The sequence below is a fragment of the Corynebacterium dentalis genome (genome assembly GCF_900232865.1).
GTDB classification, from domain to species: domain Bacteria; phylum Actinomycetota; class Actinomycetes; order Mycobacteriales; family Mycobacteriaceae; genus Corynebacterium; species Corynebacterium dentalis.
The window spans coordinates 261,699-278,408 of the sequence record NZ_OCTS01000005.1 but is presented as its reverse complement, the minus strand read 5'-3'; the positions used below and the strand labels follow the sequence as shown (position 1 = coordinate 278,408).

Sequence of the window (16,710 nt, the reverse complement as noted above, 5' to 3'; positions counted from 1 at the left end):
GAGCGGCGCCAGCAACGAGGCGATGAGCAAAATTTATCGCGCCTATTGGAGGACGACCAGCCAGATCGCGATGTGGTGCAACGCGGCAGCGACGATGGTGGTGGCGTGAAAAACCTCGTGGAATCCGAACCAGCGCTCGGAGGGGTTCGGCCACTTGAATGCGTAGACGATTGCGCCGAGCGTGTAGACGAAGCCGCCCAAGACCATCAAGATTGACGCGGGAATACCGATTCCCTCCAAATAACCCAGTGGGGCGACGATCGCCAGCCATCCCAGCAGCATGTACACGGCCGAGGAGAGAATGCGCGGGTGATTGATCCATACGATGTTCAACGCCGCCGCTGCCGCTGCAGCCGCCCAGCTCAGCACTAGGATCCACAGTCCACCGGAATAACCCCAGCCTGCATTATGGAACCACTGGGAACCGAAAGCGCCCACCGTCACCGGGCCATAGCTGCCCGCGATGAACACGGCGATCATCACGTGATCCGCACGCCTCCATCCCTGGACGGTGGCTTCGGATCGCCATGGAGCGCGGTGATATAGGGAGGAGGTGGTCAGCATGCCTACCAGGCACACCGAGTACAAGGCGGTTACGAATGACATGACGCCGAAGCCCTGCAGGACAATCGCCACGACAGTCAGGGCGGTAGAGGTACCGCTGAAATACCATGCCGCTGCTGTGTGGAGCCGACCGCGCAGAACGGGCCTGGGCCCCCGATCGAAAATCTTGTGCGCGCGCTCAAAGTGCATGGAAGTTTTCTCGCCATCTTTTGTGGAAGTGGAGACGGTCATAGCGAACAGCGTACAAAAAATTCGCACAAGCCGGGCAGATTGTTAATAGCGCAGGGGGTTTGGCCTAAAATGCCTGTGATAGCCGGAAAATCCCGGATAGTACGTTGACTAACGAACAGTGAGGATCGATGACCTCTCCAGAGCAGCACCATAACGAATGGAACGAGCGCCTGCACTTGGCGCAGCAGATGCTTCCACTGATCAGCCAACTGCACCGCGAAAAGAACGTGGTCACTTCCATGTTTGGTCGCCTGCTGGTGAACAACTCGGACATCGACATCATCAAGTCCCACCGTTATGCGCGACGCATCGTGGAAAAGGAAATGTCCCTGACCCAGACCCTGCCGGTGCTCCAGGAGCTCACGACGATGGACCTGGGAACTGCTTCTATCGATATCGGCACTTTGGCGCGCCGCTACAAGAAGTCCTCCGAGGGCCAGGATCTGCGCAGCTTCCTTGAAGAGCAGCTGGCGGATGCCCTCGGTAAGGAAGACGGACGCGAGTCTCGCGACGTGGTGCTCTACGGCTTTGGCCGTATCGGCCGACTGCTCGCCCGGATCCTCATCTCCCGGGAAGCTACCTACGGTGGAGCCCGCCTGCGCGCTGTCGTTGTCCGTTCTAAGGGAGCAGGCGACCTGAAGAAGCGCGCCTCGCTGCTGCGCCGCGATTCCGTCCACGGGGCATTCGACGGCACCATCACGGTGGACGAAGAAAACAACATCATCTACGCCAACGGCACCGCGATTCAGGTCATCTACGCAGGCGACCCATCCGAGATCGACTACACCGAGTACGGCATCAATAACGCCATCGTGGTGGATAACACAGGTGTGTGGCGCGACCGCGACGGACTGAGCAAGCACTTGGAATCCAAGGGCGTCTCCAAGGTTCTGCTCACCGCTCCGGGCAAGGGCGATATCAAGAACATCGTCTACGGCATCAACCACGCGGACATCGACGATTCCGATCAGATCCTGTCCGCCGCATCCTGCACCACCAACGGCATCACCCCAGTGCTGAAGGTCATCGCGGATCGCTACGGCGTGAACCACGGTCACGTGGAGACCGTGCACTCCTTCACCAACGATCAGAACCTGATTGATAACTTCCACAAGGGCGAGCGTCGTGGACGTGCGGCGCAGTTGAACATGGTCTTGACGGCCACCGGTGCCGCCAAGGCCGTGTCCAAGGCGCTGCCGGACTTCGCTGGCAAGCTGACGGGCAATGCGATTCGCGTTCCTACCCCAGACGTTTCCATGGCCGTGCTGAACCTAGATCTGGCTACCGAGGTGGAGGCGGATGAGGTCAACAACTTCCTTCGTCGTGTGTCCCTGCACTCCAACTTGCGCCAGCAGATCGGCTACATCCATTCCCCAGAGGTTGTGTCTACTGACTTCGTGGGATCGACGCATGCAGGTGTCGTGGACGGCTTGGCTACCATCGCCAGCGGCAACCACCTCGTGCTGTACGTGTGGTACGACAACGAGTTCGGTTACTCCAACCAGGTGGTTCGTATCGTCGAGGAGATCGCGGGCGTTCGTCCGGCCGTGCTGCCTCGCCGAGCTTCTGCTGAAGAGGTTTAAAACCTCGCATTATGTGCCCCTGACCCCCGTGGTTCGCCGACAGGCGGCACGGGGGTTTGTGCTGTTCAGTGGGGGTAGAGGGGAGGGATGGGGTAGCCGAATCTGGTATTGGGAATAGAACCGGCACTCGTACCGTTGACATCCGTGTAGCAAATAGACAGATAGGTCTGTTTTTCGTTTCAAGGAAGTACAACGGTGCGTGAATGACAACTCAAACATCGGCCAGCGAGTCTCACAATGACTCCCGTGGCGACTCAACCGCTGACGCGACCGGAGCAGGGGACAGCACAGCATCAGGCTCTGGTACGAACAGCAGCACACAGCAATCCAAGAGCCCGTGGTACACGGGATTCGGCTCACAGGTCATCCTCGGCCTGTTCATCGGCTTGGGCCTGGGCTTTGTTGCTCGCGCCATCGGCACTCAGGGCGAAGAGGATAACTGGCTCGGTGCGTTGCTCGACGGCGTGGGCAGCGCCTACGTGCAGCTGCTCAAGGTGATGATTCCCCCGCTGATCATCGCTGCGGTGATCACCAGCGTGGCTAACCTGCGCAAGGTGACAAACGCCGCCCGTTTGGCCATCTCCACGCTGTGGTGGTTTGCGATCACCGCGTTCTTCAGCGTGCTGACCGGCATTGTGGTGGCGCTCGTGTTGCGTCCCGGTGAGGGCACCTCCATCGACGCCAGCGCCGCGCAAGCCCCAGAGAGCCAGGGCAGCTGGACCGCGTTCCTGCAATCCATCGTCCCGCAGAATATCTTTGGACTACAGACCAAGCTGGGCGAGGATTCCGTATCGCTGAGCTTCAACGTGCTGCAGCTGCTGGTGATCTCCATGGTCATTGGCGTGGCAGCGGTGAAGACCGGCAAGTCTGCAGAGCCGTTCCTGAACTTCATGGAAAGCTTCTTGAGTATCGTGCAGAAGGTGCTGTGGTGGATTATTCGCCTGGCGCCAATTGGCACGGCAGCTCTGATCGGCACCGCCGTGTACTCCTACGGCTGGGATGCACTGGGCGCGCTGGGCAACTTCGTTATCGCGATCTACGTGGGCCTGGCGATCGTCGCGGGCGTGATTTACCCCGTGGTGCTGAAGGCCAACGGGCTTTCGGTGCGTGAGTTCTACCGCAAGGTCTGGCCCGTGACTTCCCTGGGATTTGTGACCCGTTCTTCCATGGGCGTAATGCCCGTCAACCAGCGCGTTGCAGAGGATGAGATGGGCGTTCCCCGCGAGTACGCCTCTTTCGCGATCCCACTGGGTTCCGCGACCAAGATGGATGGTTGCGCCGCCGTGTACCCGGCCGTGGCAGCAATCTTCGTGGCGCAGTTCTACGGTGTGGATCTCAACATCACGCACTACCTGCTGATCATCATGGTGTCCGTGCTGGGAAGCGCCGCCACCGCAGGCACCACGGGTGCGACCGTCATGTTAACGCTCACGCTCTCCATGCTGGGACTGCCGCTGGCCGGTGTGGGCCTGTTGCTGGCCATCGAGCCGATCATCGATATGGGTCGCACCGCGGTCAACGTCACCGGGCAGTCCCTGTCCGCCACCGTGGTGGCCAAGCGCGCAGGTATTCTCGATCGGTCGCGGTGGGCTTAGGTTCTTTATTTTCGACGCCTACCGCCCCCGATCGGTTTTAAGCTTCGTTCTTGAGGTCGCTCAGAAGCGTCTTTACTCGGGAATCGATATCGTCCCGCACGATGCGCATCCGTTCCATACCGTGAATATCGCGGTGGGACGGCTCATCGATATCCCACTGCTCCAAGGTGCCGCGGGCACCTTCGGGCAGCTCCAGCTTGGCGCTGCTGCCCAAGATCACCACGCGGTCCACCGCCGCCAATAGCTTTGGATCCACGCCCTTGGGCTCACCCTGAGACATATCTGCACCGACCTCCGCGATCGCCTCCACGGATTCTTCATTCAGCGCAGTGCCGGGCTTGGTGCCGCAGGAATGGATCTCCACGTCACCGTGCGCGTGATGCTCTGCCAACGCTGCGGCCATTTGGGACTTGCCTCCATTGCTGGAGCATACGAATAGAACGGAAGGTTGAGAAGTCATGTGAGGGGGACCTTTTCTATTGGGTGGGGTTTGGCGTCGACAATGAAGAAGAAGGAACGGACCGGTCGCCAGGAAAGAGGCGGGGACCCATCCACAACATGGCATACACCAATGCCACTAGTACCGGAATTTCCACCAAAGGGCCGATCGTGCCGGCGAGAGCTTGCTGGGAAAACGCGCCAAACGTGCCGATGGACACTGCGATAGCGAGCTCGAAATTATTGCCCGCGGCAGTAAACGCCACAGACGCGGACTGCGCATAGTTCATTCCGGAAGCCTTGGACGTCAGCAGAGCCACACTGAACATGCCCACGAAGTACACCAGCAGGGGAAGCGCCACGGCCGCTACGCGCCACGGATCGTCCAGAACCTGCTTACCTTGCAGGGCAAACAGCAGCACGATCGTATACAGCAACCCGATCAACGCGAGGGGACTGATCGCGGGCAGGAACGTATCCTCGTACCAGCTGCGGCCCTTGGCCTTCTCACCGATGACTCTCGACGCAGCGCCGGCGAGCAACGGAATGCCCAAGAACACCACCACGGACACCACGATGGACCAGAAAGAAAAGTCTGCGGAGGACGTATCCAACCCCAGCCATGAAGGCAGAACCTGCAGGTAGAACCAACCCAGCACGCCGAACATCAGCACCTGGAACACAGAGTTGATGGCCACCAGAACGGCCGTGGCCTCGCGGTCAGCGCACGACAGATCAGACCAGATCAACACCATCGCGATGCACCGGGCTAGCCCCACAATGATCAAGCCCGTCCGCAATTCTGGCTGATCACTCAAGAAGATCCATGCCAGCGCGAACATGAACAATGGACCCACGATCCAGTTCAGCAACAAAGACACCGCCATCAGGCGCTTGTCCGCAGCAATCTCGCCAGCCTTATCGAAGCGCACCTTCGCCAGCGGTGGGTACATCATCACTAACAGTCCCAACGCGATAGGAATGGAAATGCCACCCACCTTCACCTTGTCCAGAGCATCGCTCAAACCCGGCACAGCCGCACCGAGACCCAGGCCCGCTGCCATGGCAATGCCGATCCACAACGGGAGCCAGCGGTCAAGAAAAGACAAGCGCGGACGCTGGACGGGAGGTGATGGTGATGATGCTGGGGAAGGGGCCATAAAATTTTCAATACTCCAGTGCGGTCAAACGTGCGTTCAACGTAGGGTCATAAACATGATCAGGAAAAGACTATCGGCGCTCCTCTTCCGCATTAGCAAGTGGTCGCTTGTTACAGAATACGCGCCGAACGAGCCCACCGTATTCGTCTGCGCACCCCACACGTCCAATTGGGACTTTATCTTCATGCTGGCCGTGGCGTGGCACCACAAACTGGACGTAAAGTTCGTGGGCAAGGCATCGCTGTTCGACGGATGGAAGGGCACGATCATGCGCGCCCTCGGAGGCATCCCGGTGGATCGCAACAACGCCCAGGACGTGGTTGAGGAGCTGGTCGCCGCGATGAAGAACGGGCACACCACAGGGCTGGTCATTACGCCCGACGGCACGCGTGGCGCACATGAGTATTGGAAATCCGGGTTCTACCGGATCGCGATGGAAAGCGGACTGCCCGTCACTCTGGCGTACATGGACGGATCCACCAAGACCACAGGGCTGGGGCCGACATTCCACCTCACGGGAGACAAGGCAGCGGACATGGACCGGATCCGCGCATTCTTCGCGGATAAGTCCGGGTTTTATCCGGAACGTCGGGTGGAGCCGCGGTTGCGGGACGAGTGAGTGTGGGGCTAGTGCTTGCTCGGAGACGGAAAAAGACCAGCGTGTGAACCATTTCGGTTGCTCGCTGGTCTTTGGTGATGTTGGTCGGACTGACAGGATTTGAACCTGCGACCCCCACACCCCCAGTGTGGTGCGCTACCAAACTGCGCCACAGCCCGCCGCCTTGAGAATCTTCCACCCGTGCAGGGTAAGACCGTGCGCGGAATCGTGCTCAAGACTTGCCATAGCTTACAACACTGTTGTCCGACAATCCCAATTGCCCCAGCGTTGTCTCGGCGGCCTTTAGTATTGGTCTCGTGACTGAATACATCCGCGTAATCGGCGCTAACGATAACAACCTTCGCAACATCAGTGTGGACATACCCAAGCGGTCTTTGACCGTCTTCACTGGTGTGTCCGGATCCGGCAAATCTACGCTGGTTTTCGATACCATCGCCGCCGAATCCCAGCGCCTTGTCAATGAAACCTATCCCAGCTTCGTGCAGGGCTTCATGCAGTTGATGGCACGTCCTGACGTCGACCAATTAGAAGGACTCACCGCGGCAGTGATCGTGGGGCAGGAACCCATGGGGGCCAACGCTCGCTCCACGTTCGGCACGGCCACGGACATCACCGGCATGCTGCGCGTGCTGTACTCCCGCATTGCTGAGCCGAATGCCGGTGGCCCAGCTGCGTACTCCTTCAACGTCCCGTCGGTGAGCGCGCAAGGCGCTATCAAGGTGGATCGCGCGGGAGCGAAGAAGGAAGTTACTCGCTTCGAACGCACCGGTGGCATGTGCCCGGACTGTGAGGGCATGGGACGAGTCAGCGATATCGACCTTTCAGCAGTGGTGGATGAAAGCCTGAGCCTGAACGAGGGCGCAATCTTGCTGCCCGGCGCGAAAGTAGACTCCTGGACGTGGAAGGCCTATGCAGAATCTGGGCTATATCCAGCGGATAAGCCAGTGAAAGACTTCACTGAAAAGCAGCGGCATGCCTTGCTGTATTTGGACGATGTGAAGGTCAAGGTTAACGGCATCAACATGAGCTACCAGGGGCTGATCCCTCGGATGCGTGGCTCGATGCTGAGCAAGGATCCCGAAGCCTTGCAGAAGCACATTCGCGAGTTCGTGGAAAAGGCCGTGAAGTTTGTCACCTGTCAGGCGTGTGACGGAACCCGCCTGGCTGAACATGCGCGCGAATCCAAGATCAATGGCAAGTCCATCGCCGAGCTGTGTGAAATGGAGCTTTGGGACCTCGTGGACTGGCTGCAAGACTTCAGCGATGTGCGGGTGGCGCCTCTGGTGGAGAACATCACTGCGGCTGTTAACAACGCGGTGGAGATCGGCTTGGGCTATTTGGCCCTGTCTCGGCCCTCAGGAACGCTATCCGGTGGTGAGGCGCAACGCACGCGCATGGTTCGCCACCTGGGATCCGCGCTGACCGACGTGACCTACGTATTCGACGAGCCTTCTGCAGGCCTGCACCCTGCAGATATCGAGCGAATGAACAATCTGTTGCTCGCACTGCGCGATAAGGGAAATACCGTGCTGGTGGTGGAGCACAAGCCAGAGACGATTGCGCTTGCTGATCACGTCGTGGACCTCGGCCCGCGGGCTGGCTCCCACGGTGGAGAAATAGTATTCACCGGAACAGTCGAGGAACTACGCGAGGCTGGCACTCTCACGGGCAAGCACCTCGCGGACATCGTGGAGCTGAAGAAGGAACTGCGCACCGCCCAGAACGCGCTGGAGATCCGCAATGCGAGCACTCACAACCTGCAGAACGTGGACGTGGACATCCCCACGGGCGTGCTCACGTCCATCACGGGTGTCTCCGGTTCCGGAAAGTCTTCGCTGCTGGGCAACTTGCCAGCGGAGTTGGTGGAAGCCGGGCGCATCGAATTTGTGGATCAGACCCAGATCAAGGGTTCTCGACGCTCTAATCCTGCGACATTCACTGGCGCGCTGGAGCCTATTCGCAAGGCGTTTGCCAAGGAAAATGGAGTGAAGCCAGGCTTGTTTTCCGCAAACTCAGATGGCGCCTGCCCGCACTGCAACGGTGCCGGTGTGGTCTACGTGGAGCTGGGCATCATGAGTGGCGTGGACGTGCCCTGCGAGGTGTGCGAAGGCCGACGCTTCTCCGACGACGTCCTCGAGTACACCCTGGGCGGAAAAAACATCGCCGACGTGCTGGAATTGCCCGCCGAGCAGGCGCACGCTTACTTCAAAGAAACTGACAGCAAGGTGCCCGCAGCGGCCAAGGTCTGCGCTTCACTCGAACAAGTGGGCTTGGGCTACCTCACCCTCGGGCAGCCGCTGAACACCCTGTCCGGCGGCGAGCGCCAACGCCTGAAGTTGGCCATGCATCTGAGCAAGAAGAAGGACGCCGCGGACGTTCTGGTGCTCGATGAGCCCACCACGGGGTTGCACTTGGCTGACGTGGAGATGTTGTTGGATCTCCTCGATCTTCTTGTCGACGCAGGCACCACAGTGATCTGCATCGAGCACCACCTGGCAGTGGTGGCCCATTCCGATCACATCGTGGACATGGGTCCCGGAGCTGGCTCGCGAGGCGGAAAGGTCGTCCTGGCCGGAACTCCCGCGGAGCTAATGGACGAATCCGAGTCCGTCACCGGCGCTTATCTGAAGAAGTACCTGTCTGCATAAAAAGAGCTTCGCCATCTGGCATAGGACCGGATGGCGAGGCTGCAGAACCGAACGATAAGGGGAGTGCTACTCAGCTGGCTCCACTGGCTGTTCGGTGACCACGATCCCATCGGAATCGCAGTATGCGATGTGACCTGGGATGAACTCCACGCCGCCGATGCTCACGGGAATATCGCGATCGCCCTCACCCGTCTTGGTGGACTTGCGCGGGTTAGTTCCCAGCGCCTTGCAACCGAAGTCCATCTCGGCGATGACAGCGGAATCGCGAATAGCGCCATTGACAATCACACCAGCCCAACCATGATCCTTGCCCAGGCCAGCGATGATGTCTCCCACCAGCGCGGTGTGCACGGATGCATCGCCATCGATAACCAGCACGCCTCCTGGGTTGTCCTCGCCCAAAATGCTCTTGAGCAGCGCATTGTCTTGGAAACACTTCACCGTGGTGATAGGACCGGCGAACTCCGTGGTGCCACCCAGATCGGAGAATTGTGTATCGCAGCTGCGCACGTCTTCGCCGATGATGTCCACTAGATCAGCGGTAGGAATAAAAGTCACATTGTTCTTTGGTGCGTTCATAGCGTTCTAGTCTAGCGATATATAGGCGCGTGCCCACTGTGCGATCAGCTCACCCACGCGTTGCCCCGACCCGCGTCGCGTCAGCAGATGATCAACTTCCGGCAAGGACAACAAGCTGGCGGGCTGCAGGGCGGCGTCGAGAAAACTCAAAGCGTCAGAAAACGCGACCGTCTGATCAAACGGGGAGTGGGCGATCAACAAACTGGCCTCCGTTTCACCCAGGACACGCAGGTCAGCGTGCGGATCGGAGGTCATGAGATCCTCGATCATGGAACGTTCGATGCGCACCTCGCGGCCAGCGAGGGGGACGTCTACATGCGATGGGCCGTCAGATTCGCGAAGCGGAGCCAGGGCTTCGGACAAAGAGGCCACGGCGTGGCTCGGGTCGAAGGGCGTGCCCACGGTAGCTACCGCAGTGATCCCCGCGAGCCGGGATGCAGCGCGAATTGCTGCCACGCCACCGAGGGAATGCCCCACCAGCAGCTGCGGAGTAAGGCCATGTTCCTGTCGCATCCACTCGGCGGCAGCCACTAGCTCATCCACGTTGTGGCTCAGCGTGAGATCAGAGAAATTGAAACGGGCACTGGTGATACCGTGGCGGGCCAGAGTTTTGGAGATGCGCGAGGTGCCCACGGCTTGACGATCGCAGGTAAAACAGTGCGCAACGAGGGCGGCGGCGGTGGTCTGCTCGGCGGGAGCATCAATGGTCCCGGCTATGTCTCCGAAAGGGCCGTCCGGCACCGTCACGTTGAACGAGCGCACCGCAGGCTTGCGGGAATGTTGTGTCGACATGGTCTTGCCATCCTTTGTCCCGAGGCTTCGCTAGTGTTGTTCTACAAGCAAGGTTGGTTTCCAACATTAACGATCGACCCGAAGGGTAGGCCACGCTCATGGCATTTGACTGGTTCTGGAAGACAATGGGTACCTCTCCCACTAAGAATCAGAAGAAGAGCAAGGCTGTTGTAGCGCAGGCGGGCGCGGATCGTTTCCGTGAAGCCTCGGATGCGGAACTGCGCGAAGCTGCCACGTCTGCCGTGGTGAAGCAGGACTTGGACGAGTACGGGCAGGGCCGAGTGGGCCGCGTGGTGGACGATTCCAAGCTGCTCGGCGCGATGCGTGAAGGGGCGCGTCGGACGTTGTATCTTTCTCCTTTCGACGTGCAGATGCAGGGCACGTTGCGTTTGCTGGCCGGTGACGTGGTGGAGATGGCCACCGGCGAGGGCAAGACGCTAGCGGGTGCGATGGCCGCCGTGGGCTACGCGCTGCAGGGCAAGCGCGTGCATGTGGTCACCGTGAACTCCTACTTAGCCGCGCGTGACGATGCGTGGATGGGGCCGATGTTCGACTTCTTTGGCCTGAGCCACGGCGCCATTTCCGAGGATCTAAACAGTGACGAACGCCGCGATATTTATGCCCGCGACGTGGTCTTTAGCGCGATCAATGAGCTGGGCTTCGACGTGCTGCGGGATCAGCTGATCACCAAGCGTGAGGATCAGGTGCGTTCAGAGGCCGATGTAGCCATCATCGACGAGGCAGATTCGGTCATGGTGGATGAGGCCCTGGTCCCGTTGGTTCTCGCCGGGTCCGAGCCAGGTGCCGCGCCAATGGGGCAGATCACCGAGCTGGTCAAATCCATGAAGGAGCAGGAGCATTTCCTGATCTCCGAAGATCACCGCAATGTGTTCCTTACCGACGCAGGCGCCTCCTATGCCGAACGCAAGCTAGGTATCGAGTCCTTGTATGCCGGTGGGGACGCGAACGAAAACGCTGACACGACAGATGCCGAAGACCAAGATTCTGCTGTCTCGGCGGAGCCCACGGGGGCGGAGCTGCTGGTGCAGATCAATGTGGCCCTGCACGCCGAGCATCTTCTGCAGCGCGATGTGCATTACATCGTGCGCGAGGGCAAAGTCCTACTCATCGACGGCTCGCGCGGGCGCGTGGCGGACTTGCAGCGATGGCCTGATGGCCTGCAGTCCGCGGTAGAAGCCAAGGAAGGACTGCAGGTCACGGAAGGTGGCCGCATCCTAGATCAGATCACCATTCAGGCGCTGCTGGGCATGTATCACGAGGTCTGTGGCATGACGGGGACCGCGCTGGCCGCAGGTGATCAGCTGCGTCAGTTCTACGGGCTCAACGTCTCCGTTATCGAGCCCAATGTGCCTACCCAGCGCTTCGATGAAGCTGATCACGTCTATGCATCCGCGGAAGAGCGCGACGAAGCAGTGATCGCTCACATTTTGGATATCCAAGGTTCCGGACAGCCGCAGCTGGTGGGAACCCAGGATGTGGCGGAATCCGAGCACATTGCTCACGCGCTGGAGCGGGTGGGCGTGGAGTGCTCAGTACTCAACGCGAAGAATCACGAAGCAGAAGCTGCCGTGATTGCCGAGGCCGGCCGCCCTGGACGAGTCACCGTGTCTACGCAAATGGCTGGCCGTGGAACCGATATCAAGCTTGGCGGAGCAGACGAATCCGAGCGCGATGAGGTGGTGGAAGCTGGGGGATTGCACGTGGTTGGCGTCGGACGATTCCGATCCCAACGCTTGGACAACCAGCTACGCGGACGCGCTGGCCGCCAGGGTGACCCCGGCTCCAGCGTCTACTTCGTCTCTATTGAGGATGACGTGGTCTCCGTGGGCGGAGCTGGGGAAGAACTGCAGGCCCAGCCCGACGAGGATGGACTGCTCAAGCAGAAGAAAGTCCTCAACTTCGTGGACCACTGCCAGCGCGTGACCGAAGGCCAAATGTTGGACATTCATGCCACCACCTGGAAGTACAACAAGCTGATCAAGGATCAGCGAGACATCATCAACGGCCGCCGCGACAAACTGCTGGATACGCCCACGGCATGGGACGACCTGAGCTACCACAACGTGGATAAGGCCAATGCCTTGAAGGCTGAAGGCATCTCTGAGGAGGTGCTGGAACAGGCAGCTCGAGACATCATGCTGTTCCACCTAGATCACGAGTGGAGTGAGCACCTGGCGTATCTGGACGACGTGCGGGAGAGCATTCACCTGCGCGCGATTGCTCGGGAATCGCCTATCGACGAGTTCCACCGCATGTCCATCGCTGCCTTTGGCGATTTGGCAGAACGTGCGGTGGCTAAGGCACGGCAGACGTTCGACGAGGTGACCATCACATCCGAAGGCGCTCAACTGGGTGATATCGGGCTGCACAAGCCGAGCGCCACGTGGACCTACATGGTTAACGACAACCCGTTGAGCAGTGGCGGCGGCTCGGTGATTGGATCCATCGCGCAGATGTTCCGCTAATCGGAATGCGAGCAGGAGGGTTTTGACCTGCTGATTTAGATAGATCTTTTTGTGCCCGCACATTAATTGTTAAGAGTTAGCCACTGAATGCCCTGAACTGTCCGCAGGGTAGTATTGTGGTCATAGTTGCAGTAAAAACGTCTCAGAGAGGACTACAACATGAGCGAAAACACCGGAATCCCAGAGGCTTCGGTAGAGACGACTTCGGTCTTCCGTGCTGATCTCTTGAAGGAGATGGAGTCTGGCGCACAGTCTGAGTCCGCTCCTGCCGGTGTGGAGGGCCTTCCAGAAGGCTCCGCGCTGCTTGTGGTTAAGCGTGGTCCAAACGCAGGTTCCCGATTCCTGCTGGATCAGGACACGACCGCAGCTGGCCGCCACCCGGATAGCGACATCTTCCTGGACGATGTCACCGTTTCCCGCCGCCACGCTGAGTTCCGCCGCAATGGCCAAGGGGAGTACGAAGTAGTAGACGTGGGATCCCTCAACGGCACCTACGTAAACCGCGAGCCAAAGAACTCCGCCGTGCTGAGCAATGGCGATGAGATTCAGATCGGCAAGTTTCGCTTGGTATTCCTGAACGGTTACAAGGAATCCTAAGTCCGGTGAGTGCTCAAGCGAATGCAGCCCGAGCGGTAGAGGGTAATAATTTCTCTACCGCTAAGAAGGTGCTACCCACCTCCACCATCGGTGACGTGCTGAAACAGCTCAAGCCTGACTTTCCTGATGTCACGGTGTCCAAGATTCGTTTCTTGGAGACTGAAAAGCTGATTAGCCCACGGCGTAGCCAGTCCGGTTACCGTCGCTTCTCACCCGATGATATTGCGCGCTTGCGCTACATCCTGACCCACCAGCGTGACAATTACCTTCCGCTGAAGGTGATCCGTGAACAGCTGGAGGCTATGGACTCCGGCAAGGTGACTCCAGTAACGGCCAAGCAGCCTGCGCCGGGAGCACTGACCGCTGAGCAGTTCCGTGCTGCGGACGCTCCTCGTCGCCTGACCAGGCCAGACGTTGTTGCGCGCGCGGATGTGGACGATTCTTTCGTGGGTTCGTTGATCCGCATGGGATTGATCTCCGCGAACACTGCGGGATTCTTCTCCGTCGACGATGTGCTGGTAGTTCAGCTGGCATCTCGCCTGACGGAATACGCCCTGGACACGCGTCACTTGAAGTCGCTGATGACCATTGCCCAGCGACACACGGACATGGTGGCTAAGGTCTCTGAGCCACTGGCCCACGGCCGCGACGAAAACGCTCGTCAGCGTGCAGATGAGACGGCCCGCGAAGTGTCGGCTCTCATCCTTTCTTTGAACGCCGCCTTGGTGAAGGGCAACCTTGGCTGATATCGAAGTTCACCTGATCGGCAGGTTCAGCGCAGCTGGGCTTACCGATCAGGCTGTCGATGTTTTGGTGTTCGCCACCCCGGATGGCTCGGCACTCTTGCCGGTCTGGGTGGAGCAAATGCAGGACCTCGGGGGACGTCCTACAGACGGTGAAATCTTGGCCAGCCTTTTGAGCTCTGGCGATGCCGACGATCCGTGGTTCGCGGAAATCTCCACCAATTCACGTGGTCAGATGACCGCAGGCCTCAAGCAGGGCGATCGCTACATTGATGTGCGCCCCAGCACTTTGGAATTCATATGGCACGCTGGCGTGCTGTTCGACGTGCGTGTCAAGGAAGCGATGGCTTCCACGATGATTCCATCCAACCCTGCGTTCGTAGAAGAAATGAAGAATCTGCAGGACACGGCGCGCAAAGCCGCGGAGTCAGATGCTGACGTCGAAGAAGAAGACGCAGCACTGTCCGCACTGGTACTGCGTTGGAACGGGGGACTGCCCACCACGGCATCACCAGAAATCGTCGATGAGTTTGAAGACATGTGGAAGGCCATGGGCTGGAGCGATGATCTTGGCGATTGGCTGGATGGTGAGTCCCCAGACGGGGAGAATTCTTAAGCTGCAGATCACAGGCGTGTTGTTACACGTGTGATTTTTGTGACTAGTGTTAATATCAACAGTGAAGTTCAGATTGAACCTTTGCAGGTTGATCCCACGTGCCTTTACCAAGCAGTTAAGTCACACGTGTGGAAATCACAATGATGTCCCTCTAATGTAGAGAACATCGCTAGCCAGGAGAGACAAACATGAGCAAGCAGCTTCCGCAGCAAGACGCGCTCTTTGACGTGGACGGACCCGACGAAGAGGTCGGCTACCGCGTACCCATTGCCTGCCAAGTGGCCGGCATTAGCTACCGCCAGCTGGACTACTGGGCACGCACCAAGCTGGTGCAGCCCACCATCCGCAACGCCCACGGCTCTGGTTCCCAACGCCTGTACTCTTTCCGCGACATCCTCGTGCTCAAGATCGTTAAGGGCCTGCTAGACACCGGAATCTCGCTGCAGAACATCCGCAAGGCAGTGGGAAAGTTGGAAAACCTCGGCGTGGATGACCTCTCCGGCATCACGCTGGTTTCTGATGGCACTACCGTCTATGAGTGTCGCTCGCCGGAAGAGGTCATCGACCTCCTCAACGGTGGACAAGGCGTGTTCGGCATCGCCGTGCCTGGTCTGATGAAGGAATTGACCGGCACCATCACCGCGTTCCCTTCCGAGAAGATCACTCAGGATCCAGCGATCGACGAGCTGGCAGCGCGCCGCCGTCGCCGCATGGCCTAGGCTGTCACGGCCTAAGGCCAGAGAGCCGCTAAGCCCTAGCCCTCTACCGCTTCACGCAGCGGCTCAGTAATACCCAGCGAATCAGCAGCGTGGTGTACATTGCCGCCACCGGCTTGCGCGATCTGCTGCATCGCCTCAGTGTCCACATTCTCTCCGATGGTCACCACCTCAAGCAGTACGGCCTGTTCGCCGTGCAGCTTTTCAATTGCCGCCACAGCAGATTCCAAACCAATGGAGCCACCGTCGTTGGGCCCATCGGTGATCAGTACCAGACGTCCGGGCTTGTCCGAACCACTCGCGTTGGCCACCGCGGCACGGTACGCCGCAAGCACCGATTCGTGTGTATACGTTGCCCCGCCAAAGCCAAGCTGGTTGACGATTCCGCTGGCCATCGTGCCATCATCACCCACGGAAATGTCCACGTTATCGCGGTAAGGAACGGAAACGCCCGGGTTGATGGGGGAGGAGTAGTTCCACAGGCTCACTATGCCGCCGCGCTCACCGATACCCCGCATGGCATCTGAGATGGGACCGCGAATATTGTCCATCCGCGTGTAATCGCCCTCGTAGAGTCCCATCGAGCCGGAGGTATCCACCACGAACGTCACGGCAGCTGGTCCAGAGGTAGTGGCACCGTCGGCATCAGCAGCGTTGTCATCAGCGGGCTTCTCAGCTTCAGATTGGTTACCTGCAGAGGACTGTGTCTCGGTGGTGTCGTTCGAGGTGGCGTCGACATCAAAAGAACCATCTGCGACCTGATCCAGCGGCACCACCTGGGCGCCCTCGGAATCGGCGGCGAAAGAGGCGAAGTCGTTGCCGGAACGCGCGGCCTGCTCATCGATGCCGCGATCATTGCCCAGCGCGAACACCGCGGCACCATCGACAACGGGGACGTCCTTGCCATTGGTATTGATACCTGCATCGGCCATGCCCTTGGCCACAGTGGAAGGAGAGGCGGGGATCCACACGCTGGAGACGCCATCAGAGCTCTTGGCCTTATCCAGCACCTCTTGATCGGCGACCTGGCTAACCTCCGCCTTCACGCAGTGATCATTGACCACCTGGCCAGACTCGTTGTACTTGTCCACCAGCTGCTGAGCCGCCTCGCCACGCTCGGGCGCGGCCCACACGTTGAGACTGTAATCGCCCTCGGGACACTGCTTTTGGTCGGTGGAGGCCTCGTTGCTCTGTCGCAGCGCACCCCAACCAATGATCAGCGCCACCACCAGCACCAGAGCGATCAGCGCAAACCAAATCCACCCGGCGATGCGGTAATTCTTCGTGCCGTTAGCGTGTCTACCCATGGTTCCTCCCGAGGCTGGTCAAAGGCAATGTGTCTG

General features: G+C 59.3%; 15 protein-coding genes and 1 tRNA gene. 9 read left to right on the top strand and 7 right to left on the bottom strand.

Annotated elements, in window-relative coordinates:
- Positions 1–42 precede the first annotated feature (42 nt).
- Entirely contained in the window at positions 43–795 is a 753-nt protein-coding gene (gene trhA, locus CS919_RS07240; RefSeq protein ID WP_306345846.1) for a PAQR family membrane homeostasis protein TrhA, read from the bottom strand.
- 128 nt (positions 796–923) lie between these two features.
- Here trhA and CS919_RS07235 point away from each other — a divergent pair, with 128 nt between their 5' ends.
- The gene (locus CS919_RS07235) at positions 924–2,378 is read left to right on the top strand and encodes a glyceraldehyde-3-phosphate dehydrogenase (RefSeq protein WP_099298799.1); all 1,455 of its coding nucleotides are present in this window, start codon (positions 924–926) and stop codon (positions 2,376–2,378) included.
- A 203-nt stretch (positions 2,379–2,581) separates the two neighbouring features.
- Positions 2,582–3,973, top strand: coding sequence for a dicarboxylate/amino acid:cation symporter (locus tag CS919_RS07230; protein ID WP_099298798.1), 1,392 nt, complete (start codon positions 2,582–2,584; stop codon positions 3,971–3,973).
- A gap of 37 nt (positions 3,974–4,010) precedes the next feature.
- Here the strand turns inward: CS919_RS07230 and CS919_RS07225 are convergent, their stop codons facing one another.
- On the bottom strand, positions 4,011–4,433 hold the full coding sequence (locus tag CS919_RS07225) for an arsenate-mycothiol transferase ArsC (protein WP_099298797.1): 423 nt from the start codon (positions 4,431–4,433) through the stop codon (positions 4,011–4,013).
- A gap of 16 nt (positions 4,434–4,449) precedes the next feature.
- Complete coding sequence (gene arsB / locus CS919_RS07220) at positions 4,450–5,571, bottom strand: ACR3 family arsenite efflux transporter (RefSeq protein ID WP_099298796.1); 1,122 nt, start codon at positions 5,569–5,571, stop codon at positions 4,450–4,452.
- Between the two features lie 55 nt (positions 5,572–5,626).
- Here arsB and CS919_RS07215 point away from each other — a divergent pair, with 55 nt between their 5' ends.
- Positions 5,627–6,190, top strand: a complete 564-nt coding sequence (locus CS919_RS07215; RefSeq protein WP_099298795.1) for a 1-acyl-sn-glycerol-3-phosphate acyltransferase — start codon at positions 5,627–5,629, stop codon at positions 6,188–6,190.
- 81 nt (positions 6,191–6,271) lie between these two features.
- Here the strand turns inward: CS919_RS07215 and CS919_RS07210 are convergent.
- A tRNA-Pro gene (locus CS919_RS07210) sits at positions 6,272–6,348 on the bottom strand.
- A gap of 138 nt (positions 6,349–6,486) precedes the next feature.
- On the opposite strand from CS919_RS07210, the gene CS919_RS07205 reads away from it, so the two are divergent.
- Positions 6,487–8,838, top strand: coding sequence for an ATP-binding cassette domain-containing protein (locus tag CS919_RS07205; RefSeq protein ID WP_370737755.1), 2,352 nt, complete (start codon positions 6,487–6,489; stop codon positions 8,836–8,838).
- A gap of 66 nt (positions 8,839–8,904) precedes the next feature.
- Here CS919_RS07205 and rraA read toward each other — a convergent pair whose 3' ends face one another.
- Together rraA and CS919_RS07195 are read right to left on the bottom strand one after the other, a co-directional pair.
- A complete protein-coding gene (gene rraA / locus CS919_RS07200) occupies positions 8,905–9,417 on the bottom strand; it encodes a ribonuclease E activity regulator RraA (RefSeq protein WP_099298794.1) in 513 nt (170 codons plus the stop codon).
- 6 nt (positions 9,418–9,423) lie between these two features.
- On the bottom strand, positions 9,424–10,209 hold the full coding sequence (locus CS919_RS07195) for an alpha/beta hydrolase family protein (RefSeq protein WP_099298793.1): 786 nt from the start codon (positions 10,207–10,209) through the stop codon (positions 9,424–9,426).
- A gap of 98 nt (positions 10,210–10,307) precedes the next feature.
- Between CS919_RS07195 and secA2 the strand changes: the two genes are divergently transcribed.
- From secA2 to CS919_RS07170, 5 genes are all read left to right on the top strand, one after another.
- On the top strand, positions 10,308–12,695 hold the full coding sequence (gene secA2 / locus CS919_RS07190) for an accessory Sec system translocase SecA2 (protein WP_099298792.1): 2,388 nt from the start codon (positions 10,308–10,310) through the stop codon (positions 12,693–12,695).
- A gap of 159 nt (positions 12,696–12,854) precedes the next feature.
- The gene (gene odhI, locus CS919_RS07185; protein WP_099298791.1) at positions 12,855–13,292 is read left to right on the top strand and encodes an oxoglutarate dehydrogenase inhibitor Odhl; all 438 of its coding nucleotides are present in this window, start codon (positions 12,855–12,857) and stop codon (positions 13,290–13,292) included.
- A gap of 5 nt (positions 13,293–13,297) precedes the next feature.
- A complete protein-coding gene (gene ftsR / locus CS919_RS07180; RefSeq protein WP_099298790.1) occupies positions 13,298–14,038 on the top strand; it encodes a transcriptional regulator FtsR in 741 nt (246 codons plus the stop codon).
- Positions 14,031–14,651: a hypothetical protein gene (locus CS919_RS07175; RefSeq protein WP_099298789.1), complete on the top strand. Its 621-nt coding sequence runs from the start codon at positions 14,031–14,033 to the stop codon at positions 14,649–14,651. The genes ftsR and CS919_RS07175 overlap by 8 nt, the downstream gene beginning before the upstream one ends.
- Before the next feature lie 188 nt (positions 14,652–14,839).
- Positions 14,840–15,370: a MerR family transcriptional regulator gene (locus tag CS919_RS07170; RefSeq protein WP_099298788.1), complete on the top strand. Its 531-nt coding sequence runs from the start codon at positions 14,840–14,842 to the stop codon at positions 15,368–15,370.
- 35 nt (positions 15,371–15,405) lie between these two features.
- Here CS919_RS07170 and CS919_RS07165 read toward each other — a convergent pair whose 3' ends face one another.
- Entirely contained in the window at positions 15,406–16,674 is a 1,269-nt protein-coding gene (locus CS919_RS07165; protein WP_099298787.1) for a vWA domain-containing protein, read from the bottom strand.
- Positions 16,675–16,710: the final 36 nt, after the last annotated feature.

Excerpts from the sequence above, each read along its gene's own strand:
- CS919_RS07225 (WP_099298797.1), bottom strand. The coding sequence starts at position 4,433 with ATGACTTCTCAACCTTCCGTTCTATTCGTATGCTCCAGCAATGGAGGC.
- CS919_RS07215 (WP_099298795.1), top strand. The coding sequence starts at position 5,627 with ATGATCAGGAAAAGACTATCGGCGCTCCTCTTCCGCATTAGCAAGTGG.
- rraA (WP_099298794.1), bottom strand. The coding sequence starts at position 9,417 with ATGAACGCACCAAAGAACAATGTGACTTTTATTCCTACCGCTGATCTA.
- CS919_RS07195 (WP_099298793.1), bottom strand. The coding sequence starts at position 10,209 with ATGTCGACACAACATTCCCGCAAGCCTGCGGTGCGCTCGTTCAACGTG.
- CS919_RS07170 (WP_099298788.1), top strand. The coding sequence starts at position 14,840 with ATGAGCAAGCAGCTTCCGCAGCAAGACGCGCTCTTTGACGTGGACGGA.
- odhI (WP_099298791.1), top strand. The coding sequence starts at position 12,855 with ATGAGCGAAAACACCGGAATCCCAGAGGCTTCGGTAGAGACGACTTCG.
- trhA (WP_306345846.1), bottom strand. The coding sequence starts at position 795 with ATGACCGTCTCCACTTCCACAAAAGATGGCGAGAAAACTTCCATGCAC.
- secA2 (WP_099298792.1), top strand. The coding sequence starts at position 10,308 with ATGGCATTTGACTGGTTCTGGAAGACAATGGGTACCTCTCCCACTAAG.
- CS919_RS07230 (WP_099298798.1), top strand. The coding sequence starts at position 2,582 with ATGACAACTCAAACATCGGCCAGCGAGTCTCACAATGACTCCCGTGGC.
- arsB (WP_099298796.1), bottom strand. The coding sequence starts at position 5,571 with ATGGCCCCTTCCCCAGCATCATCACCATCACCTCCCGTCCAGCGTCCG.
- CS919_RS07235 (WP_099298799.1), top strand. The coding sequence starts at position 924 with ATGACCTCTCCAGAGCAGCACCATAACGAATGGAACGAGCGCCTGCAC.
- CS919_RS07165 (WP_099298787.1), bottom strand. The coding sequence starts at position 16,674 with ATGGGTAGACACGCTAACGGCACGAAGAATTACCGCATCGCCGGGTGG.